At 38.5% G+C, this 25571-nt stretch carries 21 protein-coding genes; 17 read left to right on the forward strand and 4 right to left on the reverse strand.

The genetic code is table 11. The features are described from left to right. Window positions 1–317: 317 nt before the first annotated feature. Window positions 318–1634 (reverse strand): ISL3 family transposase, encoded by a 1317-nt coding sequence (locus IGL70_RS03870; RefSeq protein ID WP_104770650.1) that lies wholly within the window; start codon window positions 1632–1634, stop codon window positions 318–320. 94 nt (window positions 1635–1728) lie between these two features. On the opposite strand from IGL70_RS03870, the gene IGL70_RS03875 reads away from it, so the two are divergent. The 11 genes from IGL70_RS03875 to IGL70_RS03925 all read left to right on the forward strand — a co-directional run bounded on the left by IGL70_RS03875 (window position 1729) and on the right by IGL70_RS03925 (window position 11325). Beyond that, a complete protein-coding gene (locus IGL70_RS03875) occupies window positions 1729–2784 on the forward strand; it encodes a YibE/F family protein (protein WP_113809445.1) in 1056 nt (351 codons plus the stop codon). Further along, window positions 2781–3548 (forward strand): YibE/F family protein, encoded by a 768-nt coding sequence (locus IGL70_RS03880; protein ID WP_002294975.1) that lies wholly within the window; start codon window positions 2781–2783, stop codon window positions 3546–3548. Before IGL70_RS03875 ends, IGL70_RS03880 begins: the two co-directional genes overlap by 4 nt. A gap of 99 nt (window positions 3549–3647) precedes the next feature. Next, entirely contained in the window at window positions 3648–5216 is a 1569-nt protein-coding gene (gene liaX / locus IGL70_RS03885; protein WP_002289495.1) for a daptomycin-sensing surface protein LiaX, read from the forward strand. Between the two features lie 296 nt (window positions 5217–5512). Next, on the forward strand, window positions 5513–5833 hold the full coding sequence (locus IGL70_RS03890) for a PspC domain-containing protein (RefSeq protein WP_002294972.1): 321 nt from the start codon (window positions 5513–5515) through the stop codon (window positions 5831–5833). Beyond that, the gene (locus tag IGL70_RS03895; RefSeq protein WP_104873943.1) at window positions 5833–6183 is read left to right on the forward strand and encodes a phage holin family protein; all 351 of its coding nucleotides are present in this window, start codon (window positions 5833–5835) and stop codon (window positions 6181–6183) included. Before IGL70_RS03890 ends, IGL70_RS03895 begins: the two co-directional genes overlap by 1 nt. Before the next feature lie 166 nt (window positions 6184–6349). Continuing rightward, window positions 6350–7288 (forward strand): HPr(Ser) kinase/phosphatase, encoded by a 939-nt coding sequence (gene hprK / locus IGL70_RS03900; protein ID WP_002289568.1) that lies wholly within the window; start codon window positions 6350–6352, stop codon window positions 7286–7288. A gap of 14 nt (window positions 7289–7302) precedes the next feature. Then, the gene (gene lgt, locus IGL70_RS03905) at window positions 7303–8133 is read left to right on the forward strand and encodes a prolipoprotein diacylglyceryl transferase (protein ID WP_002289570.1); all 831 of its coding nucleotides are present in this window, start codon (window positions 7303–7305) and stop codon (window positions 8131–8133) included. 43 nt (window positions 8134–8176) lie between these two features. After that, window positions 8177–9202 (forward strand): NAD(P)H-dependent glycerol-3-phosphate dehydrogenase, encoded by a 1026-nt coding sequence (locus IGL70_RS03910; protein WP_002325060.1) that lies wholly within the window; start codon window positions 8177–8179, stop codon window positions 9200–9202. A 14-nt stretch (window positions 9203–9216) separates the two neighbouring features. Then, a complete protein-coding gene (gene galU, locus IGL70_RS03915; protein WP_002289574.1) occupies window positions 9217–10155 on the forward strand; it encodes a UTP--glucose-1-phosphate uridylyltransferase GalU in 939 nt (312 codons plus the stop codon). 124 nt (window positions 10156–10279) lie between these two features. After that, window positions 10280–10720 carry a DUF948 domain-containing protein gene (locus IGL70_RS03920; RefSeq protein ID WP_002289575.1) on the forward strand — a complete coding sequence of 147 codons (441 nt, stop codon included), beginning with the start codon at window positions 10280–10282 and terminating at the stop codon, window positions 10718–10720. A 2-nt stretch (window positions 10721–10722) separates the two neighbouring features. Then, window positions 10723–11325: a YtxH domain-containing protein gene (locus IGL70_RS03925; protein WP_002294968.1), complete on the forward strand. Its 603-nt coding sequence runs from the start codon at window positions 10723–10725 to the stop codon at window positions 11323–11325. A 58-nt stretch (window positions 11326–11383) separates the two neighbouring features. On the opposite strand, the gene IGL70_RS03930 is transcribed toward IGL70_RS03925, so the two are convergent. After that, window positions 11384–12490 (reverse strand): aminopeptidase P family protein, encoded by a 1107-nt coding sequence (locus IGL70_RS03930; RefSeq protein WP_002299438.1) that lies wholly within the window; start codon window positions 12488–12490, stop codon window positions 11384–11386. Between the two features lie 209 nt (window positions 12491–12699). Here IGL70_RS03930 and ccpA point away from each other — a divergent pair, with 209 nt between their 5' ends. Then, complete coding sequence (gene ccpA, locus IGL70_RS03935; RefSeq protein ID WP_002299439.1) at window positions 12700–13701, forward strand: catabolite control protein A; 1002 nt, start codon at window positions 12700–12702, stop codon at window positions 13699–13701. A 336-nt stretch (window positions 13702–14037) separates the two neighbouring features. Here the strand turns inward: ccpA and IGL70_RS03940 are convergent, their stop codons facing one another. Then, the gene (locus IGL70_RS03940; RefSeq protein ID WP_002289443.1) at window positions 14038–16383 is read right to left on the reverse strand and encodes a transglycosylase domain-containing protein; all 2346 of its coding nucleotides are present in this window, start codon (window positions 16381–16383) and stop codon (window positions 14038–14040) included. Between the two features lie 278 nt (window positions 16384–16661). Here IGL70_RS03940 and IGL70_RS03945 point away from each other — a divergent pair, with 278 nt between their 5' ends. Both IGL70_RS03945 and IGL70_RS03950 read left to right on the forward strand, forming a co-directional pair. Next, entirely contained in the window at window positions 16662–17564 is a 903-nt protein-coding gene (locus IGL70_RS03945) for a deoxyribonuclease IV (RefSeq protein ID WP_104873942.1), read from the forward strand. A gap of 212 nt (window positions 17565–17776) precedes the next feature. Beyond that, on the forward strand, window positions 17777–19552 hold the full coding sequence (locus tag IGL70_RS03950; RefSeq protein ID WP_002294959.1) for a hypothetical protein: 1776 nt from the start codon (window positions 17777–17779) through the stop codon (window positions 19550–19552). Window positions 19553–19617: 65 nt separating this feature from the next. On the opposite strand, the gene IGL70_RS03955 is transcribed toward IGL70_RS03950, so the two are convergent. Beyond that, window positions 19618–21204 carry an Nramp family divalent metal transporter gene (locus IGL70_RS03955; RefSeq protein WP_104873940.1) on the reverse strand — a complete coding sequence of 529 codons (1587 nt, stop codon included), beginning with the start codon at window positions 21202–21204 and terminating at the stop codon, window positions 19618–19620. A 250-nt stretch (window positions 21205–21454) separates the two neighbouring features. Here IGL70_RS03955 and IGL70_RS03960 point away from each other — a divergent pair, with 250 nt between their 5' ends. The 3 genes from IGL70_RS03960 to IGL70_RS03970 all read left to right on the forward strand — a co-directional run bounded on the left by IGL70_RS03960 (window position 21455) and on the right by IGL70_RS03970 (window position 25355). Continuing rightward, complete coding sequence (locus IGL70_RS03960) at window positions 21455–21679, forward strand: YneF family protein (protein WP_002294955.1); 225 nt, start codon at window positions 21455–21457, stop codon at window positions 21677–21679. A gap of 140 nt (window positions 21680–21819) precedes the next feature. Continuing rightward, window positions 21820–23571, forward strand: a complete 1752-nt coding sequence (locus IGL70_RS03965) for an ABC transporter ATP-binding protein (protein ID WP_002304603.1) — start codon at window positions 21820–21822, stop codon at window positions 23569–23571. Next, window positions 23571–25355 carry an ABC transporter ATP-binding protein gene (locus IGL70_RS03970; protein WP_104873939.1) on the forward strand — a complete coding sequence of 595 codons (1785 nt, stop codon included), beginning with the start codon at window positions 23571–23573 and terminating at the stop codon, window positions 25353–25355. Before IGL70_RS03965 ends, IGL70_RS03970 begins: the two co-directional genes overlap by 1 nt. Window positions 25356–25571 lie beyond the last annotated feature (216 nt).

The following is a 25571-nucleotide window of genomic DNA, read 5'->3' on the forward strand; positions in this document are numbered from 1 at the left end:
TGATTCTACCGTTTGTTTATGAAAAGAGGTTGTGAAATCAGCGGTTGTGAAAAAGCTGTTCTGCATCAAGTAATAAGAACAGTCAAACAAAAAATAGCTCCTCATATTTTTCGTTTGGCTGGACTTATTACCGCAGATGCAAGCTTTTGAACACCGTTTATTCGGGAAAGGGTTTGTGACAAAACATGTCACAAACCCTTTTCATCATTTCATAGAAAGGATAAAGAATGCAAAAAAAAATGGCTCATTGTCAAATGGTGTTGTTTTAATTAAATCACCTTGAGGAAACGTTTCGGCGTTTCCTCTTTTTTTTGTTATTAAATAATCTCACAGAGATTTTGTTGGATCAAGACTCGCATACGCAGATGTCGAAACGTCCGAAAGCCAAACGCGATGCGTTTAATGACCTTGATTAAATTGTTTTTCCCTTCCAATTTGCCGTTAGAATAGGGATATTTCAAAGCATTGATGATGCCTTTTTTATATTTGTTTAACGAAAGAATCGCTTTTTTAAATCCTTTATCCAATGATACTGGTAATGTGTCGATCAACTCGAAGAAGGCAGTAAAATCTTTTGTTTCCAAAGCAGCCAACAATTCCTGATAGACTTCATAACTTTCACGTAAGTGCTTATCGATTGAGAGCAGATAGTCTAGGACCTCTGATTCGGTCACGTATTTCCGTTGGAAAAGCGGAAATTGTCGAAGAGAAGTATAGTTGATTTTTGTTTCTTTCTTCAAGATCGTTCGCCAGTATTTTTTTAATTTACGATAATCTTTCATTGCTTTAGGATTGTTTTTCTTTAACTGGTTCATGGTTTGGATTCGTTGCTTATTGAAGGCACGAGTCAATTGTTGGACTATGTGGAACCGGTCGATCGATACACAGGCATTCGGAAAAAGAGCTCGTGTCACTACGTGATAAGAAGCATTCATATCCATTACGATATGAGTCACATTTTGCCTTGCTTTTAGGGTGAAGCGTTGGAAATAGGCGGTTAATTTAAAGTTTCTCCGATCATCTAAAATATCAAAAATCATTCCAGTGTCGGCATCACTGAGAATAAAGCACATCGCGCCTTCACAATCTTTGGTTCCTTTGAATTCATCAATCATCAAATGTTTCGGTAAGTAAGCAGGTTTTAACTGTGGTTCTTCAAAGAAAGAGTCTAGTACGCGTTCGACCGTTTTGGTCGATACAAAGTATCGAGCCGCAATATCTTTCATGGAGATCTTCTTCTTTAAATCAATAGCGATCGCAAATTTCAATGGTTGCGAAAGATAGCAGTTTTCAGCGACATAATCAGTTTTGGCTGTAAATGTGTGTCGACAATGTTTACAATAAAAGCGCTGCTTGAATAAACGAAGATAAGAAGGAACTTCTTGATAAGGAATCAGCTGGATCAAGCTCTCTTTATACGAATGATAAATCACTGTTTCAAAGCCGCACAGTTCGCAGTGGTGCGGTTTATAAGTCAATATTCCCGTAAAGACATTGGCCATTCGGCCATGGACCCGTTCTTTGGTCAGCGCATCTTTGGGAAAAGCGATGTTTGAATCTTTGATATTTAACAATTCTTTGATCATTTGGTCTGTATTTTCATCTTTTATTTTGATATTCTTAGGTAAAGACATTTGGATTCTCCTTCTATAAGTGGTTCAGCGACTTAATTATAGAGGAATCAAATGTCTTTTTGTTATAAAAAAATATTTGGTGTCCTTACTCGATTTGAGTAACAACACCAAATATCATAGAACCAAAAAAATTAGCATCATCACTATATTTTTTATTTGTGTGCTTACTTCATGGGTTATTCAGCATCAAGCCGCTTTATATGAAGTACCTGTCATCGAGATAGAAAAAGTACGAATAAAAGAGGATCATCAATTGATTACAGGAAAACTGATGAACACGGATCAAAAAGGAGAATCGATTTATTTATCGGTTCCTTATCAAAAAAATCAAATAGAAACAGCAAATATAAAAGCGAGACAAATGTATCTAGTCCAAATGCATGGAGATGAATGGCAGCTAGTAGCAAAAAAAAATGATGGCTGGCTTTTCTTCTTCACAAGTATCTTCATTGGCGCCATGTTGCTTATTGGTGGAAAACAGGGTCTATTTGCTTTAGGAAGTCTCATCATCAATATCGTTTTACTTTTACTTTTGTTGCTCATCTTTACTAAAACAGAAGGGATTTCTCTATTAAATATATCTATCCTGTTCGTCGTTATAGGGATGATTATTAGCATATTGGCTTTAGATAGATGGAATAGAAGCAGTATAATCAAAATTTCAGCTGCAGTTACGAGTGTTTTTTTAGCATTTTTTATTTGTCTTTTGACAATGAATCATTGGAAAGACCAAGGACTGCGCTATGAGGAACTGAATTATCTGACACGACCGTATCGTTCTGTTTTTCTTTCTAGCGTACTGATTGGAACAGCTGGAGGAACACTCGATACCGTTATCACAGTCATTGCGACATTAGAAGAATTGACTAAGCGACAACCAGAAATAACAGCGAAACAGTTATGGCTTTCAGGAAGGCAAGTGGGTCGAGATGTGATTGGCTCGATGACCAATATCCTTTTGTTCGTCTATATCAGTGGGTCAGTTCCATCGCTTCTTTTATATTTAGGAAATCAATGGTCGTTCAAAGAAACGATAGAACAGCATTTATCATTGGAATTTTTACGCGTCATTGCTGGCAGCTTAGGAATAGTATTATCGATCCCCATCTCGGTCCTCTTTTTTCTGACTGTAAGGAGGCTGAAACGATGAATGTACTTATTATACTTGTTGGGATTTTAGCAATCAGCGTGCTACTTATTGGCGGTACGCAAGGTATGTATATTCTTTTAGGCTTATTCATCAATTTAGGGATCTTTTTCCTGTTGTTATTCGGTTATCATCAGAAGTGGCCGATACTGGCATTGTCGGTCATAGGATTTTTATTGATTGCTGTGGTTATCTTATTTTTTATCAACGGTTATAATCTAAAAATGCGTGCAGCTTTTGTGAGTATACTGATCTTTTTATTTTGTTTCCTACTATTGCTTCCTATCACTGATTTTTTAGCGATCCAAGGTTTTACATCGGTAGAACTAGAAGAATTATCTGGCTTAGATAAGACTTTAGCGATTGATTTTAGATTACTTACGAGATCGTTGCTTCTGATTAGTCTTAGTGGTGCTGTTTTAGATGCGAGTGTAGCAATTTCTAGTGGGACATTCGAAGTATATCAGGCAAATCCGCAATTATCTTTTTACCAATTGCGCCATTCTAGTTTCGCTATTGCTAAAAAAATATTGGCGTCAACAGTAATGACACTTCTTTTTGCATTCATGGGAAGTTCTTTAGCGTTGATCCTCTGGTTTATTGATTTAGACATTCCTTTTCAGCAAGTGATCAATGAAAAATCATTTGTTCTAGAATATACGATGGCTATTCTTACCACATTGTCCGCACTACTTGTTCTTCCTTTAACCTGCGTGACTACAGCATATCTCTTTACAAAAAAGAAAGAACAACTCAAGATGGAGTAAAAGTTACAACTTAAGTCCTATGACATTTTTACTGAATCAGTGCATAATATGGATGTAAGGAAAAGCTTGCAAACAATTTTGCTTAAGGAGGCAATTTCCATGAAAGAAAGAGAACGTATTTTAGATTTAGTGAAAAAAGGAATCCTTTCGACTGAAGAAGGCTTAGATTTATTAGAAAGCATGGCAACTGAAAAAGACGAAAAGCAAATCAAAAAAGAAGCAGACAAGGTAACTGCTAGTCATAAAGAAAAAGATCAGGCAAGTCAATTGATCGATAAACTTGAAAACGGCGAAGAAGAAATTTCTGAGCCAGTTGATCCAAAGGAAAGAGAAAGACAAGATCAAGAAAACTTAGAAAAGATCTTAGATGAACTAGCAACTGAAGCGAATAAAACTTCGGCGCGTCTAGATGAAGTAAATGCTCAATTCGCTGACAATAAGGCAGCACGCAATGAGAAACAGGAAGCATTGATGCAGCTGAATACAAAAGAAGAATTAGGCGAGTTGACAGAAGAAGAATTAGCACAGCGTCAGACGTTAGAAGCAGAAATCAAAGAATTAGAAGCTAGTGGCGATACACTGTTAGAAGAACAATTGAAATTAGAAGCAGAATTAAAAGATATCCGTAAGAATCAATGGTCTGAGAAAAAAGAAACGTTTACTGATAAGTTTGAATTGCCAGATGATTGGAAAGATCAAGCAACAGATACACTGAATCAAGTAGGCGAAAAAATGTCAGAAGCTGGATCACAGTTAGGCAAATTCTTGAAGAAAACATTCCAAACTGTTTCAGAAACAGTGAATGACAACATGGAATGGAAAGATGTCAGCTTACGTGTCCCTGGGATTGCGACAACGAAATTTGAGCATGAATTTTACTATGAAGCTCCTGCAGCAAGTATCCTTGATATCAAGGCAGCAAACGGAAACGTGACGTTAAAAACGTGGGACAGCAACGATGTGAAAGTTGAAGCTAAGATCAAACTTTACGGAAAAATGGGTGCTGAACCATTTGAAGCATTCTCTGAACGGAGCCAGATTGAGGTTAATGAAGATCATATCTCCTTCCAAATTCCAAATAAACGTGTGCGTGCAGACCTTGTTTTCTACTTACCTAAACGAGTATACGACCACGCAGCTATTAAACTTCTAAATGGCAACATCATGATTGAAACATTGGAAGCTAAAGATATTTATACAAAATCTACGAATGGTAACATCATCGTGGACCAATTAACTGCAACGATGCTGGAAGTAGAAGGTGTAAACGGCAATATCGATATTCGAAACGGGAACATCTTAGATTCTATTATCGAAACAGTAAATGGTACAGTGACATTTGGTGCGACAGCAGAAAACCTTTCTGTGTCTTTGGTAAATGGTGATGTACGTCTTACGATTAAAGAAGATAATTTGAAAAAAGTAGAAGCAAGTTCAGTGAACGGAAATGTCAAAGTCGCTTTACCAGATGGCATCGGTTTGGAAGGACATGCTAAAACAAGTCTTGGAAGTATCAACAGCCGTCTGTCCAATTACGAAGTAGTTCGTGAGAAAAAAGAACGGACAAACCAAATGTTGCAATTCCGTCGTGTTTCAGATGGTGAAATCGCGCAAGTGCAACTTTCAACGACAACAGGAAGTATCTATTTAAAAGATACAGATAAATAAAGAGGTTGTGAAAGAGATGTTCAGCCTTGAGCAATAAGAAGCGATTTTGTAAAATAGCTTCCCCTATTTTACAAAATTGTGCCTTATTGCCGATAGGCTATCTCTTGAACACCGTTTACCAAGAGATTATGAACCTGCCAATTATCGCCGAGTCACAAGGAATAATTTCAGAAAAAGCTCGTCATGTTTTATGAATATGGTAATTTGTGACCGAGAATTTTGCAGAGAGACACCGATTAAGAAGAAGGTTGTCACAACGATTTTCTTCATTTAAAATAGTAGAACAGAGGTGAGACATGATGAAAAAAAAGTTGACAAAATCCAATAAAAATGTTGTTTTGACAGGGACTTTAGCAGGAATAGGAGAATACATCGGGATCGATCCGACTGTTATCCGTGTGCTTTATGTATTCCTGAGCTTAGTTGCTTTTGGAAGTCCAATCATTTTATACATTTTATTAGCTTTGATTATCCCATCTGCGCGTTCTGCACGAACAAACTATGGACATAACAATGCATATTATGAAAAAAACAATTATCGTGAACAAACTCGTGAACAAACAAAAAAACGCAAAGAAGCGGAAAAAATCGATGATGACGAATGGAGTGACTTTTAATGTCGTACTTTCAACGTATTTTAGTTAATACGTTAACATCCATATCATTGGCTGTTCTTTTTCCTGCGATGGTCCATGTGAGCAGTATTTGGACGGCCGTTCTTGCCAGCTTCGTATTGTCTGTGTTGAATATGTTTGTCAAACCGATTTTGACGATACTGTCCCTGCCCTTTACATTAGTCACATTGGGATTGTTTACGTTTGTTATCAATGCAGCGATTCTTAAAATGACCTCCTTTTTTGTGGGAGCAGAACATTTTAGTTTTTCTTCATTCGGTGCAGCGTTGTTAGTAGCTATCTTGATGTCGCTTGTCAATGTAATTGTCAGCGAACATAACAGTAGAAAATAAAAGAAAGCTGTGCCGAACTATCGGCGCAGTTTTTTTATTTAGAATCAGGAATGCGTTTTCTATTACATTGGTAATTAAATAAAAACGTTTTTTTTAATTGGTAGTACTTTTGGCTAGACAATGATAAAATGATAGAGAACACTCTAATAGAAATGAGGTAGCATGAATGTCAGAAGTTGTAAAAGTTAGCCAATTAGTGAAAAAATTATCTTTGGAAATCGTGACAGGCGACGAGAAAAGCTTAGACCGTGTCATCGTAACTGGGGACATCTCACGCCCAGGACTAGAGTTGACTGGTTATTTTAATTATTATTCCCATAATCGTTTACAGCTATTTGGCAGTAAAGAAATCAGTTTTGCGGAACGGATGATCCCAGAAGAGCGTTTGATCATCATGAGAAGATTATGTAGTGAAGATATGCCCGCATTTATTATTTCAAGAGGATTACCGGCTCCAGAAGAAATGATCCAGGCAGCAAATGAAAATGGGATAGCTGTACTGCGTTCTCCCATCTCAACTTCTCGTTTATTAGGAGAATTATCCAGTTATTTAGATGGTCGCCTTGCCCCTCGAACAAGTGTCCACGGTGTTTTAGTGGATGTTTACGGATTAGGTGTACTGATTCAAGGTGACAGTGGGATAGGAAAAAGTGAAACAGCGTTGGAGTTGATCAAACGCGGTCATCGATTGATCGCAGACGATCGAGTAGATGTTTATCAGCAAGATGAATTAACGGTGATCGGAGAACCGCCTAAAATCCTGGAACATCTGATTGAAATCCGAGGAATCGGGATCATTGATGTAATGAATCTTTTTGGTGCGAGTGCGGTACGTGGCTCTATGCAAGTCCAGTTGGCTGTTTATCTGGAAGCATGGGCAAAAGATAAGAAATACGACCGTCTGGGCTCTGAAGACACGACCGTTGAAATCGCGGAAGTGGGCATTCCACAAATAAAAATCCCTGTCAAAACAGGACGAAACGTTGCAATCATCATTGAAGTAGCCGCGATGAATTTCCGTGCACGTACAATGGGCTTTGACGCAACGAAAACATTTGAAGAAAGATTAAGTCGCTTGATTGAAGAAAACTCAGGCAACGACTAGCAAGGAGTGACAATATGTTAGCACAAATCAATCGAGTTGCTTTTGAGCTTGTAGGGATTCCTATCTACTGGTATGCATTGATCATCGTATCAGGTATCATTATCGCCATGTGGCTTAGCAGCAGAGAGGCTGTTCGGGTAGGATTAAAAGCAGATGATGTGACAGATTTTATGTTGTGGGGATTGCCTATCTCCATTATTGGCGCTCGCTTATATTATGTTTTATTTGATCTTCCCCAGTATATAGCTGATCCAATCCAAATATTCAATATCCGTTCAGGAGGCTTAGCTATTTATGGCGGACTGATTGCAGGCGCGATCACGCTGTATTTTTTTACTAAATATCATTTTATTTCTTTGTGGACTTTTTTAGATATCGCTGCACCAAGTGTATTATTAGCACAGGCAATCGGTCGTTGGGGAAATTTCATGAACCACGAAGCATATGGACCAGACACGACGCGAAGCTTCTTAGAAAGTCTGCATTTACCGCAATTCATCATTGATAATATGTATATCGAAGGGATCTATCGTCAACCAACATTTCTTTATGAATCACTTTGGAGTTTGATTGGATTTATTTTGCTTTTGTTTTTACGAAAGAAACCACACCTTTTGAAAAAAGGCGAAGTCCTTTTATGTTATCTAATGTGGTATAGTTTCGGGCGTTTCTTTATTGAAGGATTACGTACAGACAGTCTTTACTTTTTAGGTGTGATCCGTATTTCTCAATTATTATCTGCTGTGTTATTTGTCGGTACATTGATTCTATTTATTTGGCGCAGAAAAAAAGGAAATTTACCGGATTATGACCGCTCATTAGGAAAAAATCAACAAATTATCTGATTTTTAGAGCGTTAAAAATGAAAAAAATTTCAGGAGTGGTAAAATGAATTATAGAGTAGCGGTTTTAGGACCAGGCTCTTGGGGTACTGCTTTGGCACAAGTCCTCGCCGAAAACGGACATGACGTTCGGATTTGGGGACATCGTGCTTCACAAGTAGAAGAAATCAACACCCAACACACGAATCAACGTTATTTACCAGATCATTATCTACCCGATTCCATCCAAGCATTCACCAATATGGAAGATGCAGTAAAAGACGCAGATGCGGTGCTATTCGTCATTCCAACGAAAGCAATACGTTCTGTTGCAAAAGAACTAGTGCCTAAATTGAATACAAAGCCAGTGATCATCCATGCAAGTAAAGGATTAGAACAGGGAACACATAAAAGGATCTCTGACATCTTGTTAGAGGAAATCCCAGCAGAAAAAAGAAAAGCTGTTGTTGTTCTTTCTGGACCAAGCCATGCAGAAGAAGTAGCGAAACATGACATCACTACGATCACAGCTGCAAGTACAGATGCAAAAGCAGCAAAATATGTACAAGAGCTGTTCATGAATAATTATTTTCGGATCTATACCAATCCTGATGTGATCGGTGTAGAGATGGGGGCAGCTTTGAAAAATATTATTGCTATTGGTGCTGGCGCTATTCATGGCTTAGGGTTTGGCGATAATGCAAAGGCAGCAATCATGACGCGCGGATTAGCTGAGATCAGCCGTTTAGGTGTAGCAATGGGTGCCAACCCGCTGACCTTTATCGGATTAAGCGGAGTAGGCGATCTAGTCGTTACTTGCACAAGTGTTCATTCTAGGAACTGGCGCGCAGGCAACTTGTTAGGACAAGGGCAGCCCCTAGAAGAGGTGCTAGCCAATATGGGAATGGTCGTTGAAGGTGTGAATACTACCCAAGCAGCGATGGAACTAGCCCAAATGATGGAAATCGAAATGCCCATCACTCAAACAATCTATGAAGTGCTGTATGAACAAAAAGAAATCAAAACAGCCGCAAAAGAAATCATGTTACGTGATGGGAAAAAAGAAAATGAATTCTCATTAACAATTTTTTGAAGGAGCGAATGTATATGAAAGTCAAAAAAGCAGTTATTCCAGCAGCAGGATTAGGAACAAGATTTTTACCAGCAACAAAAGCTATGGCAAAGGAAATGTTGCCAATTGTTGATAAACCAACAATCCAGTTCATCGTTGAAGAAGCGTTGAAATCAGGTATCGAAGACATCTTGATCGTTACAGGAAAAGCTAAACGACCAATCGAAGATCACTTTGATTCAAATATTGAATTAGAAACAAACCTAAGTGAAAAAGGAAAGACCGAATTATTGAAATTAGTAGAAGAAACGACAGATGTCAACTTGCATTTCATCCGTCAATCTCATCCAAAGGGTTTAGGACATGCCGTTCTTCAAGCAAGAGCCTTTATTGGAAATGAACCATTTGTCGTTATGCTAGGCGATGATATCATGGAAGATGAAGTACCATTGACACAGCAATTAATCGATGATTACGAACGTACTCATGCTTCTACGATCGCCGTTATGCAAGTTCCTCATGATGAAACTTCAAAATACGGAATTATCAATCCAGGAGAAGTATTGGAAGATGGGTTATACAATGTCAAAAACTTTGTTGAAAAACCAGATCCAAGCAAAGCACCAAGTGATTTAGCTATTATTGGACGTTACTTATTGACTCCAGAAATTTTTGATGTATTGTCCGAGCAACAACCAGGAGCCGGAAATGAAATCCAACTAACTGACGCAATCGATACATTGAATAAAACACAACGCGTATTTGCCCGTAAATTCACAGGTAAACGTTACGATGTCGGTGACAAATTTGGTTTTATGAAAACAAGCATTGAATATGGTCTAACACATCCAGAAGTAGGTGCACCTTTACGTGAGTACATCCTGTCTTTAGGTAAAACATTAGAAGCAGAAGGAAGCAAGATCGATCATAATCCAAAAGGAATAACAGAAATCAAAGAAGAAAAGAAAAAATAACCCTTTTTTCTAACGAGCTTCAGCTGCTAATTGAATAAAAAGTAGTTGAAGCTCGTTTTTATTTGTTTAAAAAACACGAAAATGCTATCCTTATAGAAAAGAGAGACAAGAAGGGAGTTTGATCATGTCAGGAGGAGAAATTGCAGGATTGATCGCAGCAATCGCCTTTGCGATACTTGTCGTTTTTATCGTTCGTGTGTTGTTGCAAGTTTCTAAAACTTTAGAAAAAGTAGATCAGACTGTAGCAGAAGCAAATACGACGATCGAAATCGTCACAAAAGACGTAGATCTTTTGTCTAGACAAGTAGAAGGCTTGCTGGTCAAAAGTAATGAACTGCTCTTGGATATCAATGGAAAAGTCGCAACGATCGATCCATTGTTCACAGCAGTTGCTGATTTAAGTGAAAGTGTATCAGAACTTAATCATTCTAGTAAAAACATCGCGACGAAAGTCGGCGGAATCGGTAAAACGACAGCTAAAGCGACGGTTGCCGGAAAAGTCGGTGGGACAGCGATGAAATTTTTTAAAAACAAAAAACATACTGAAACGACAGGAGGAAAATAAAAATGGCTAAAAAAGGTGGATTTTTATTAGGTGCAGTAGTCGGAGGAACAGCCGCAGCAATCGCCGCGTTATTGTTAGCACCAAAATCTGGTAAAGAACTTCGGGATGAATTAGCTGCCCAAGCGGATGATTTGATGGATATGGCTTCAGATTACACAGATATGGCGAAAGAAAAATCGACTGAGTTAACAGGTATTGCAAAAGAAAAAGCGCAAGATCTTTCTCAACAAGCAGGTGATCTAGCAGGTAGTGTCAAACAAAAAGTAAGTGAATCAGCAGATGAAGCAGGAAGTGAATCTGACGATATCTTGTTAAATCTTAAAGAACAATCAGCTGACTTATCTAATCGTTTCAAAAAAACGGCAGAAGATATGAAAAAACCTGCAGATGAATTAGGAAGTATTGCTAAAGATACTTCAGAAGATATCATGATTGATGTAAAAGACGCTGCTGGTAAAGCAGGAGACACTGTCAATGAAGGAATGTCAGAAGCAAAACCAGTTGCAGATGACACAAAAGAAATGATGAAAATGGCAAAAGAAGATGCGAAAGAAGCTAAAAAAGAAATAAAAGATACAATGACAGATTCATCTACAAATCACTAAAATCACAAATTTATAGAATAAAAAGGTGGGAGCGGACTAGCTCTCACCTTTTTTACTCTTATTTTTCTAAAACAAGTAATTCTTTTGGTGTAGTCGTGAATGGCACACAGCCATCGCTTGTCACATATACACAGTCTTCGATACGTACCCCTACTTTTTCAGGAATATAGATTCCTGGTTCAAGAGAGAAGCACATCCCTTCTTCGATTACTAAGTCATTTCCTTCTACAAGGGAAGGGAATTCGTGGACGGTTGTTCCGATCCCGTGACCTAAACGGTGATTGAAATATTCGCCGTAGCCATAGCTGTTGATCACGTTTCGTGCGATTTGATCAAGTTCACCTGCTGTCACACCTGGACGGACGGCTTCTTGTGCGGCAAGCTGTGCTTCAAGAGTGATGTTGTAGATTTTTTCTTGGAAGTCGGTTGGTTTTTGATAAGCAATTGTACGAGTAGCATCACTGCAATAGCCATTCCAAACAACGCCAAGATCGAATAACACAAGTTCATTCGGTGAAATCTTCGTGTTTCCTGGTGTACCATGAGGGCTTGCAGCATTTGCTCCTGCAAGGACTAATGTGTCGAAAGACATTTGTGAAATACCTTGTTTTTTCAATTGGTATTCAATTTCTGCAATGATCGCTTGTTCAGTCACGCCTTCTTTCACTGCTTTAAAGCCAATCTCAAATGCAACATCGGCCCATTTACCAGCTTCGATCAGTTTGTCTTTTTCCTCTAGAGTTTTGATCAGTTGTAGACGTTGGATGATGGAAGTTAGATCAGTGTAAGAATCCGTTCCCGTCAAGATATCAGAGATAGCATCGAAGCGCTCGACAGTCAAGGCGTTCTTTTCAATCCCTACATTGCCAGGCTGACCATAGCGAGCACGAAGTTCTTTTCCGATGATCTCCCAAGGGTTTTCGCTGTCTAAATAGCCACGGACATCATACGCCCAACTACTGTTTTGAGCATCTTCAACTTCCAAAGCAGGAGTGAAAAGGAAAGGATCTTGTTCAAGAGGGATAAAAAGAGCTAGTACACGCTCATGAGGATCACTTTCGTATCCGGAAAAGTAAGCGATGTGGCCAGGGTCGCTGATATAAGCCAATTCGACTTGGTGTTGTGCCATCCATTGACGTAGTTCATTGATTTTTACGTTATTCATTTGGCAACCTACTTTCTAAATTAATTTTGTATTCAATAATTGTACCACTGATTTATTAAAAGACCAACGTTCTAAAAACTGAAAAAAGTAAAAATTTTCATGAAAACAGAGATAAAACGGTTGCAATTCTTGAGATTATTTGATATTCTATTTTAGAAATGTAAGACGTATTTTCAGAAAACATATAAAATATGAATAGGAGAACACAAATGGAAAAGCAAACAATCACTATCTATGATGTAGCGAGAGAGGCAAATGTTTCGATGGCTACTGTTTCACGTGTCGTAAATGGCAATCCAAACGTTAAACCAGCAACAAGAAAAAAAGTCTTGGAAGTTATCGATCGCTTGGATTATCGTCCAAACGCAGTTGCGCGTGGCTTGGCAAGTAAGAAAACAACAACAGTTGGGGTAATCATCCCTGATGTCAGCAATATGTTCTTTGCTTCTTTAGCACGTGGTATCGATGATGTGGCAACAATGTACAAATACAATATTATCTTAGCAAATTCAGATGGCAACGACCAAAAAGAAGTCAATGTATTGAATAACTTACTGGCTAAGCAAGTGGATGGCGTGATCTTCATGGGTCACCATATCACAGACGAAATCCGTGGAGAATTTTCACGTTCAAAAACTCCTGTTGTATTAGCTGGCTCTATTGATCCAGATGAACAAGTAGGTAGCGTAAACATTGATTATGTATCAGCAACAAAAGATGCAGTAAACAAATTGGCAAAAAACGGCAATAAAAAAATCGCTTTTGTCAGTGGTGCGTTGATCGATCCCATCAATGGACAAAATCGTCTGAAAGGCTATAAAGAAGCATTAAGCGAAAATAACCTACCATATAGCGAAGGATTGATCTTTGAAGCACAATACAACTTCAAAGATGGTCTATCTCTAGTCGATCGGATCCATAATAGCGGTGCAACAGCTGTCTATGTTTCAGATGATGAATTAGCCATCGGTATTTTGGATGGTTTATTAGACCGTGGCGTGAAAGTACCGGAAGAATTCGAAATCATCACAAGTAACAATTCACTACTGACAGAAGTAGCTCGTCCTCGTTTAACAAGTATCACACAACCATTATACGATTTAGGGGCGGTATCTATGCGCCTATTGACGAAAATGATGAATAAAGAAGAAGTCGAAGAAAAAACGATTATCTTGCCTTATGGAATCGAAGAAAAAGGATCTACAAAATAATAAAAGGACAACCATTCAGAGGTTGTGAGCCTGCTGTTTAACTCTGCGTTACAAGGAGCAATTTCAAAAAACAGCATTTCATGTTTGATGAATATTGTGACTCGTGATTCGGAGTTGGCAGGAGAACACCGTTTATTCGGGAAAAGGGGTTATGACAAAATTTTGTTATAATCCTTTTTTTGTGTCTTAAAAAAGAGAGAAAGTGGTTGAAATTACATTTATCATATATAAAACAATCCGTGTATAGATGCTGCATTTTGTTCACCACCATCAAAAAAATAAGGGACTGTGACAATACTATTGTCACAATCCCTTATTACTGTGTATTCTATTAAATCAATCATCTTTCTCATCTGATTCTTTGGTTGCTTGATTCGCTCTTGCATAAGCTGAAGCGGTGTTCCAGTAATCTGTATAGTTTTCATCGGTACCGCCAACGCCAAATTTAAAGGCGCTTTTCTTCGGTCCATTTTTCGCCCATAGCGATTCAACTGTTTTTCCTGGTGTTTGGATGGATTTTTTATTGACAGTAACTTTTCCAGGTGTTTGACCAGTAAATCCAGATACTTTTTTCTTCATCACATCAGATGATAATTCGAATTTCTCATCAGTACCAAAAATGTCAGGTTTTGCTTGGTAAGCTTGATTGATCAGATTGGCAAGATAATTAGCCGAACGTATCCTTGCTTTGCTGTCCATTCCAGTATTGTCATCGTGCCCTGCCCAGCTACTGATGGTAATAGACGGAGTAGAGACAATTAGCCATGAATCTCGGTATTCATTGGTAGAACCAGTTTTTCCGACCCAATCTGCTTTTCCTAGATTTCCGTTTAAGCTTGAGATGGCATCTTTGAATGGTGTAGTGATTTTTGCATTGATCACACTGCGCATCATGTCATTCATGATCGATGCCGTTGCTTCCGAATAGATCCGGACAGAGTTGCTTTCGTGTTTATAAATTACATTTCCTGCGTTATCTGTGATGGAATCGATGATATAGCCTTCTTCATAGACCCCGCCGTTTGCTAAAGCCTGAAATCCGTTGGTCTGTTGAAGCGTCGTGACATCTACTGTACCTAAAGGAGCAGATTCAACGCCCCAATTGTCATTTGCCGGGTAGTTCATCTTTGCCAAGTAGTGCTCGTAAGCATATTGTTTCGATCCACCGGAATTCAACACATCTTGATATAAGTGATAAGCCGGGATATTATTGGACCATTCTAGTGACTCACGGACGGTTTGGAAGGTGTTCGATCCTTCGTTAGTAGCATTGACGATTTTCTCGCCAGCATTTTCTCCTTCTTGCCAAGTTGTTGCATAATCTGATACACGGGATTCTGATCCGATAAGCCCCATGTCGATTGCAGGTCCGTAAACAAGAACTGGTTTGATTGATGAGCCAGCTTGACGTTCTGTATCGAAGGCATGGTTATTTTGATTCTGACTGTAATTCCGTCCGCCAACGAATCCGTAGATGCGGCCAGTTCTGTTATCCATCAATACATTTCCGGTTTCTACTTGACTGCCAGCACCATCATCTAACATGTATCCATAATTTTCTACGCCATTTTGCAATGCAGCATAGACATCTTTATCGATTGTCGAATGGATTGTATATCCTTTATTTTGGATCGTTTGCTGTGCCTTTTGATAATAAGCGTCACTGACCGATGAATCAGACATATCAGCGTTGTCTTTTTCAGCCAATTGTTGTGCAATGATTCTTGTTGCTTCATTCATCACAGTATAATACAAGAATTCTCTGTCAGTCTGTTCTGCGATTTGTTGTGGTAGAAAGTCTTTTGTAAGGTCATAGGCTTTTGCTTCTTCGTATTGTTCTTTCGTAATTTGGCCTTCACGATACATACTGAATAAAACAAAATCTTTTCTGGCAAGGCCGGCAGAAAGATCTTCTTTTAGCGCGCCTGTGTTCGTGTATGGACTATACGTGATCGGGCTTTGGGGTAATCCAGCGATATAAGCAGCTTGCGGCAGAGTAACATCTTTTGCATCTACACCAAAGATTCCTCTTGCAGCTTCCTGGACTCCAGCAATGTTTTGTCCCTTATTATTACGACCAAATGGTGAGACATTCAAATACGTAGCAATGATCTCATCTTTTGAAAAGTATTTTTCTACTTGTGCAGAAAGAATGATCTCGTTTGCTTTACGTTTGAATGTTGTTTCATCTGTAAGGATCTGCTGTTTGACTAATTGCTGTGTCAAAGTTGATCCACCAGAAGAGCCAATACCAGTAGCTTCAGATACTAATGCTCGTAAAACAGCTTTAGGAACGTAACCTTGGTGTTTATCGAAGTATTCATCCTCTGTGCTGATAATTGCAGTTTTCAATAAAGGTGAAATTTTATCAGATGAAATAGTCGTGCGCATCAGATCTGTCTGGATTTTTGATATCTCTGTATTATCTGCATAAACAATCTTTGACGTTTCTGTAATGTTTCCTAGTTCTGTCTGCAGTGCTTTTTTAGTCGGCAATTGTGTGTCTTCGACGAGATAGGCAAAATAGCCAGCGCCTATTCCAATACCTAGAGCTGCGAACATCAAAAGAAGAACAGTAATAAAAACAGTCAATGATTGAAAAACTCTAAAAATAATCTTAGGAACAAACCATTTTTCTTTTTTTCTTCTATTCTGTTTTTTTCGAGTATTTTTGCGTGGCAAAAGGGTCACCTCAACTAATGGTTTTATTTCGCTAATTATAGCAAATAATAGAACAAAAAAACAGACAAGGCTGTTTTTGGCAGGAATTTCTTTTTTAAAGGAGTTAAAACGTGAGAAAATGATCTTTTTTATAAAAGAGTTCTTAAGCTTTTCTTTAGAGAAAATTTCAGTTACTATGGAGAACAGGGCAAAGAAAAATCAATCATTTTCTTTGTATATCATCTTACCAATATATAGGAATTGTTAGTAACAATTGCCTTTCAAGGAGGAATCCATCCATGTTATTAGGCTCACACGTCAGCATGAGCGGAAAGAAAATGCTGTTAGGAGCAGCAGAAGAAGCAGCCAGTTATGGATCTTCGACTTTTATGATCTATACAGGCGCCCCTCAAAACACTAGAAGAAAAGCCATCGAAGAGATGAATATTGATGCCGGAAAAGCGTACATGGCAGAAAACGGTCTAACAAATATCGTCGTTCATGCCCCTTATATCATTAATTTGGGGAATACGATCAAACCAGAAATGTTTCCTTTTGCCGTCCAATTTCTGAGAGAAGAGATTGTTCGTGCGGAAGCTTTAGGCGCTACTCAAATTACACTTCACCCAGGTGCTCATGTAGGGGCAGGAACAGAAGCCGGAATTGCTAGAATTATTGAAGGCTTGAATGAAGTTTTGACAAAAGAACAGACGGCACAAATCGCTTTGGAGACGATGGCAGGTAAAGGTACAGAAATCGGTCGAACATTTGAGGAATTAGCGCAAATCATCGATGGAGTAAAATTAAATGAAAAATTATCCGTTACTTTTGACACCTGTCATACGAATGATGCCGGTTATAATATTAAAGAAGACTTTTCAGGTGTAATGGAAGAGTTTGATAAGATCATCGGGTTAGATCGGCTTAAAGTACTCCATATCAATGATTCTAAAAATCCGCAAGGTTCGCATAAAGACCGGCACGCCAATATTGGTTTTGGAACAATCGGATTCGACACGCTGAATAAGATCGTCCATAATCCAATGTTTGACAATATTTCGAAAATCTTGGAAACTCCCTATGTCGGCAAAGATAAAAAGAAAGCTTACGCACCATATGGAAAAGAAATCGCCATGTTCAAAGCACAAATATTCGATCCAGAAGTGTTTCCTGAGTTATTAGCAGAAGAAGTGATACTCTAAGATTTTCTATCTGACAGCAGCAAAAAAGGACCAGGCACATTGCCTTGTCCTTTTTTGTTTAAGAAACAAAGGAGTACTTTTTGCAGTCTTTGTCATCATGCATCTTCTCCCCCCTCTTTTTAAATTTAGACAAACAAGGTATACTGGTAGAAAAGTAAAAAAACGAAAAGTTTCACAAGCAAGTGGCAAAACGTGATTGGAAGGACGAAAAGATGCTGAACACTTTAAAACCCTTGATCAACCAACTAAAAAAGAAACATACATACTTTATTCTTGGCATAGCCCTATTATTTACAATTATTCGTTTGTATTTATATAGTAAAGCAATCTATGGAACAGACATGTCGGCAACCTATGATGACCAGCTGCTGATTCGCTATGCTCAAAATATTTTGGACGGTAAATGGCTAGGGGAGTATACGACTACAACACTTTCCAAAGGAATCTCCTACAGCTTATTTTTAGTACTTGCACATAAACTGCATCTTTCTTATGCAGTTTTGTTCGGCATGTTCAGTATTTTTGCCAGTATATTGGTTGCACTCGCGTTTAAACCGATCGTGAAGAACAAGTATCTTCTTTTAAGTATCTATTTTTATTTTTTGTTTTCTCCGATTAGTTTTACACATGAATATTCCACTCGAACGTATCGTAATGCCCTCGTGATTCCGGCTGTTGAGATCATTATCGCTTGTTTACTAGCTATTTATTACCGCAAATACGGTTCTAGCAGAAAATTGCTGCCATGGTTTTTAGGGCTTTCTGTCGCTTTTCCTTTCTTTTGGTTCATTCGCGAAGATTCTATCTGGCTTCTTCCTTTTACTGTAGTAGCTTTGGGTATCAGTTTCGTCCAAATCTTGCTAGGGCAAGACTTTTCTTTCAAAGAAGTAAAGAAGTTAAAAAAACGACTCTTTCTTCTCTCGAAACGGGAATGGCTGAAACTTTCATTGTTTTTACTTCCTATAGTTGGCTTTTCCATCGTCTATCAGTGGATCGAATATAAAAATGAGACAACATACGGTATTGCAACCATCAATGACCGTTCCAGTGGAGAATTTGGACGTTTGATGAAACAACTGATCCGAATAGATGATGAAACGAACTTGAATAAAGAAAACAGTGAGATATGGGTCTCACATGCTGCACTAAATAAAGCATTAGCCGCATCTCCTACATTCCATACTGTTTCTACCCGTATTGACGAATTATATACGACTCACGCGTGGACCCAAGGTGGAAAAGTAAAAGAATTACCCGGAGATATCATCTTTTGGGCATTGCGAGATGTGGTAAGCGAATCTGGTTATTACCAAAACAATGCAAAAGAAACCAATGATTTTTGGAAAAAAGTCAACCAAGAATTAGAAGAAGCCTATCACAAGGGAACCATCAAAAAGAAAAAAGAGTTCTATCTGATGGGATCAGGAGATGGAAAGACGATGAGTGATCTGCCAATCGTATTCGATTTCCTTCAATCAGGATACGCTTATGCATGGCGATATAAAGATTTCCATCAAGGAGGAAATTATAGTTTCGGAACGCAAGAACAAGTCAAACAGGCTCAAGAATTATTAAACCTTCCGCTAATGGAGAATTGGATCGATAGTAATGAACCGAGAACACCTAATTTCCAATTAACAAAATCAGCAAAAGTCGCGAATGTCATCATAAAAATTTACCAAGTTCTGGCTATTCCCGTGCTGATTGCTTCAATAGCAGGGATATTACTTATGATACTAGGAACCGTATTTGCAAAAGCTGATCGTGCCTATTATAGTTCCTCTTTGATTGTGGTCACCGGATTAATACTGACACAATTGGTTTTTCTTTTCGGTGTCTCGTGGTTTTGTTCTTATGCGCCAGAAAAAAAGGATTATTTTTTAAGTGTCTACACTGGCGCAGGCGTGCCATTAACGCAATTCATCGTAGTAACAAGCATGCTAGTTTTCAGTAAATTAAATCTGAAAAAAGCTTTATCTTCTAAATAAAAAGACCCTTGGTAGCTAGATTTTTAACCTAACTATCAAGGGTCTTTGTGTGGAAAAATCAGTTTTTATTCGATTTCTTCTATCGTTTCCTGCAAACGCTGTTCATATTTTTTGTTTCCTTTATATAAATCACCAATCGTCCATGCCAACAGGAGAAGGACAAGAACAATGATTACATAAGCGATGTGATCAGCCAATGCTAGTTGAGCGGAAGTGGCTTGCTCGCCGAAGAAACTTTCGATCTGTCCTGGTAATCCTCGTAAGTTCAAGTAAGTCAGACTAATCACAGAGAACCAGCCAAGAAGTTTTACAACAAATGAATTTTTGAATCGGCTCCCCATCTCCGCTTGGCTGTTGGTCATCATCAGTAAAGGGATCATCGAAAACGGCAACGCAAAAGCCAAGAACACCTGGGATTCATTCATTAAGTTATTCAAAGCGGTATGTTCTTCGATCGTTCCTTTTGTACTTGTAAACAAAACACAAATCAATACAGGAATCACAGAAAGCAATCGTGTGACCAGTCTTCTTAGCCAAATCGGGATACGCATATGGATGAATCCTTCCATGATGACTTGACCGGTCAACGTACCAGTAATAGTAGAGTTCTGGCCAGAAGCAAGAAGTGCTACAGCAAATAAAGTGGACAAGATACCAGATTTTGCTACAGCAATCAAGATACCATTGCTCATAGCTGATGGATCAGATAAAGCTTCATACAGACCAAAAAAGGAAGGATCTTGGACAGAACCGGTTTTGAAGACAGCGACACCCATGATCAATAGCAGTGCATTGACTAGAAAAGCCATCGACAATTGGATATTAGAGTCCCAAGTAGAAAAACGTACAGCTTGTGCTACATCTTCTTCGTCTTGGTGATCGATCTTCCGAGTTTGTGAAACTGCTGAATGTAGATATAAGTTATGTGGCATGACTGTTGCGCCAATAATCCCTAATGCTCCAGTTAGCGGAGTTTCGCCACCAATGACAGGTGAGTCGGAGAATGTATGGCTGTTAGGGATAAAGCCAGCAAATAAACTGTGCCAATCAGGGTTAGACAAGCCAACTTGATAGACAAAAACGAATAAAATGACGAAAATCAAGCAGACAACCAAAGCTTCGATTTTACGAAACCCGACTTTTGTCAGTAGTAAGAGAACGAAAACATCTAATACAGTAATAAAGACGGCAATCACTAATGGAATATCAAAGAGCAGGTAGAGGGCGATTGCTGCACCAATTACTTCTGCAATATCTGTTGCCATAATGGCTAATTCAGTCAATATCCATAAAATGACACCTAATGTCTTACTTGTGCGTGCTCGGATTGCCTGTGCCAAATCCATTTGGCTCACGATTCCTAATTTTGCTGCCATATACTGTAAAAGCATAGCAATAAGACTAGACATCAAAATAACTGACATCAATAAATATTGGAAATTTTGTCCCCCGGTGATCGAAGTAGACCAGTTACCCGGGTCCATATACCCAACTGCTACTAACGCACCAGGTCCAGAGTAAGCAAGAAGTGTTTTAAAAAAACTTTTCCCCTTCGGTACATCAACTGTTCCATTTACTTCAGCTAAAGATAAACCATTTGTATGTTCAATAAGTCGATGCTTATGAAATTGTTTGTTGGATTGATTATTCAAGAAAAAACCACCTTTCCTATTTATCTACGATTACATTCTACACCTCAAAAAGAAAAAATTAAAGAAAAAGATTCGGTATGCCTAATTTATTTTCGTGGCGCGTCTTGCTGAATGACGAAAGAAATTTTGTTCTCCTCTAAAAAAACCGCTATTTTTTGCATGAAACTAAAGAATACGCCTTTCTTTTTTCAATAAACTTTAGTAAAATAAGTCATTGAGAGCAATTCGGAAATAGAAAGGAGAGATTTATATGTTATCAACAGGTATTGTCGTACTTATTGCTATTATTGCTTTGCTAATCGGCGCAGTAGGTGGCTTTTTCCTAGCGCGTAAATATATGAAAGACTATTTAGAAAAAAATCCTCCCGTTAATGAGGACATGTTGCGATCAATGATGATGTCAATGGGGCAAAAACCATCTGAGAAGAAAATTCGCCAGATGATGCAGCAAATGAAGAACCAAGGGAAAAAATAGGTTCTGACCCAACGACTTTTTACGGGCTGATTTTTTCAGTCCGTTTTTTATTTCGTAATTTGTTAGACTATTCAGATTATTCAGCAAAAAGACAAGCACAGACAATCCTAGGCTCTTGATAAAGACAAAGGAGGAGTAAAATGTCGATTTTTAGAAAGTTAGGCTGGTTTTTTCGTCAGGAAAAGAAACATTATTTAATTGGGGTTTTCTCGCTATTCGCAGTGGCCTTGGTACAGTTAGTTCCTCCAAAAGTGATTGGGATCATCATTGATGAGATTGCCGATAAAAATTTATCAGTAAAGATCATTTTCGGGTGGATCTTCCTATTGATTATCGCTGCTTTTTTACAATATCTTTTTCGTTATATCTGGCGGACGAATATTTGGGGAAGTGCAGCTCGGTTGGAGAAAGAACTTCGGCAGCAGTTATTCAAACATTTTACAGAAATGGACAATCTCTTTTACCAAAAATATCGGACTGGGGATTTGATGGCTCATGCAACGAATGATTTGAATGCGATCCAGAATGTAGCAGGAGCTGGTATCTTGACCTTTGCAGATTCAGTGATTACGGGCGGAACAACGATCATTGCGATGATTTTGTTTATTGATTGGCGCTTAACACTGATTGCGCTGATTCCTCTGCCTTTGCTGGCCGTCACTTCGCGAGTGCTGGGGTCAAAACTCCATGATGCTTTTCGTGATTCGCAAGAAGCTTTTTCTAGTATCAATGATAAGACACAAGAAAGTATCACTGGGATCAAAGTCATTAAAACATTTGGACAAGAAAAAGAAGATCTAGCGGATTTTGAAGAAAAGATTGAAGATGCAATTATTAAAAACAAACGAGTCAATTTTTTAGACTCCTTATTTGATCCATTCATTACCTTGATTATCGGTCTGTCTTATGTTGCAACAATTATTTTAGGTGGAAAGTATGTCTTGGAAGGCACGATCTCGATCGGGCAGATGGTCTCATTTATTAGTTATATCGGTATGCTTGTTTGGCCGATGTTTGCGATTGGTCGATTGTTCAACGTATTGGAAAGAGGAAATGCTTCTTATGATCGCGTCAATGAACTTTTGCATGAAAAAACGCATATCGTGGAACAACTGGGTGCAGTGCAGACCCCGGCAAAAGGCGAGCTGAATGTAGCTATTTCCTCTTTTAATTATCCGAAAGAAGAATCACCAGCATTAGAACAAATCAAGTTTGCAATCCAAGAAGGAGAAACATTAGGTATTGTTGGGAAAACTGGTGCGGGAAAAACGACGATCATCAAATTACTGATGCGTGAATACGATGATTATCAAGGGAAAATCCAATTTGGCGGACGTTCGATCAAAGAATATTCATTGAATGCTTTATTAGGATCAATCGGCTATGTGCCTCAGGATCACTTCTTGTTTTCGATGACCATTCGAGATAATATCCGTTTTTCTAATCCAAAACTTTCAGAAGAAGAAGTAGAGCATGCGGCTTCTTTAGCATTTATCAACAATGAAATTAAGGAATTACCAAAAGGTTATGATACCTTAGTTGGAGAACGTGGAGTCTCTTTATCTGGCGGACAGAAACAACGGATTTCGATTGCTCGAGCATTGATCAAAAATCCTGAATTATTAATATTAGATGATGCACTTTCTGCAGTAGATGCCAAAACAGAAGAAGCTATCTTGCATAATTTAAAAGAAATAAGAAAAGAGAAAACAACTATCATTTCAGCTCACCGTTTAAGTAGCGTAATGCATGCAAAAGAAATCATTGTTGTCGATCAAGGGAAAATCATTGAACGAGGAACCCATCATGAGCTGCTTGCACTAGGCGGCTGGTATGAACAAATGTGGGAGAAACAGCAATTAGAAGCGAAGATAGAAGGAGGCGAGGCCTGATGGATGAAAATTATCAATCGGAATGGACAAAATCGATTCCACTTAAAGAACAGAAAAAGATCATCACACGACTGATGAAGTTCGCCAAACCTTTTAGAAGAACGTTCATCGTTGCTATCTTATTTGCGTTTGCTCTGTCTGTGATCAATGTCCTATTGCCAAGGATCATCCAAACTTTTATGGATGATCATCTGGCTAAACAGTCGGCTACGACACAAGTTATTTTGTTTTTTGCTAGTATGTACTTATTTGGAGTCATAGTAAAAAGTATCATTTGGTTTTTCCAATGGTATTTGTATTCCATGGCTTCATTGAAGACCTATCAGTATATTAGGGTAAAATTATTTGAAAAGCTGCATACACTAGGTATGCGTTATTTTGATCAGACACCGGCAGGATCAACCGTTTCTCGAGTGACGAATGACACAGAAACGCTATTTGAATTTTGGTACGTCTTTTTGATGGTATTGACTGGGATCTTTGCAGTCGTTTCTTCATTCATTGCCATGTTTCAAATCAATGGAGAAATTGCCTTGTGGACTTTGGTGTTCTTGCCAATTTTAGGAATCGTCATCTGGTATTACCAGAAATTTAGTTCTCGTATTTACCGGAATATGCGAGAAAAATTAAGTCAGCTGAATACGAAATTGAATGAATCGATTTCCGGCATGCGTATTATCCAGCAGTTTCGCCAAGAAGCTCGTTTAGCTAAAGAATTTGAACAAGTGAACAATGAGTATTTAGACACGCGTTATGCGATGATCAAAACGAATTCGATTCTGTTAAGTCCAATCATCAATTTTCTATATGCATTGGCGATTGCGTTGGTGTTGACTTTGTTTGGGATCGATGCGTTGCATTCTCCCGTAGAAGTTGGACTGATCTATGCATTTACGACCTATGTCCAGGGATTTTTTAATCCAATGTCTCAAATGATGGACTTTTTGAGCATCTTCACAGATGGGATGGTTGCTGGTAGTCGTATCTTGAAGATTATGGATACGGAAGAATATGCACCACAACAAAACCCTGGAGCAGATCAAATGATTACTTCAGGTAAGATTGAGTTTCGCAATGTAAGCTTTTCTTATGATGGAGAGCACAATGTATTAAACAATATCTCTTTTGTTGCTAATCCGGGAGAGACCGTTGCATTAGTGGGACACACCGGAAGTGGGAAAAGCTCGATCATCAATGTGTTGATGCGGTTTTACGAATTTTATGAAGGTCAGATATTGATTGATGATCATGACATTCGAGAATATCCAATGGAAGAGTTACGTAAGAAAATGGGGCTGGTCTTGCAAGATGCTTTCTTGTTTTATGGGGATATCGCAGGAAATATTCGGATGATGAATCCAGCTATCACAGACGAACAGATACGCCATGCGGCTGAGTTTGTTCAAGCAAACAAATTCATCGATGAATTACCAAAAGGATATCACTCAAAAGTGATCGAACATGGTGCCAGCTATTCTAGTGGACAACGACAGCTGATCACTTTTGCGCGAACAATCGTGACTGATCCTAAAATTCTAGTATTGGATGAAGCAACAGCAAATATCGATACTGAAACAGAAGGATTGATCCAAGAAGGATTGGCAAAAATGCGTCAAGGACGGACAACGATTGCGATTGCCCATCGGCTGTCAACGATTCGAGATGCAGAATTGATTTTAGTTTTAGACAAAGGTCATATAGTAGAACGCGGGAATCATGAAACACTTCTAGCGCAAAATGGTTTGTATGCAGATATGTACAAACTGCAAAGTAGTGGTATATAAAAGATGTTGTGACAGTAGCATTTTGACCTAAGCACTAGAGTGAAAATAAAACATAGCTTCCCATATTTTTCATCTGTGAGAGTTAGTGTCGTAGTTACCAGATTTAAAAAAGACGACGTCAGCTAGTCAGAAGTGCCTAATAGCCCTTAAGAAAGCGTTGACAAAATCGTTTGCTTTCGATAATATAAAGAAAACGATACAACTTGGATAGTGATT

Origin of the sequence: Enterococcus sp. DIV0901a (assembly GCF_051711525.1) — a bacterium.
Taxonomy (GTDB): Bacteria; Bacillota; Bacilli; order Lactobacillales; family Enterococcaceae; genus Enterococcus_B; species Enterococcus_B faecium.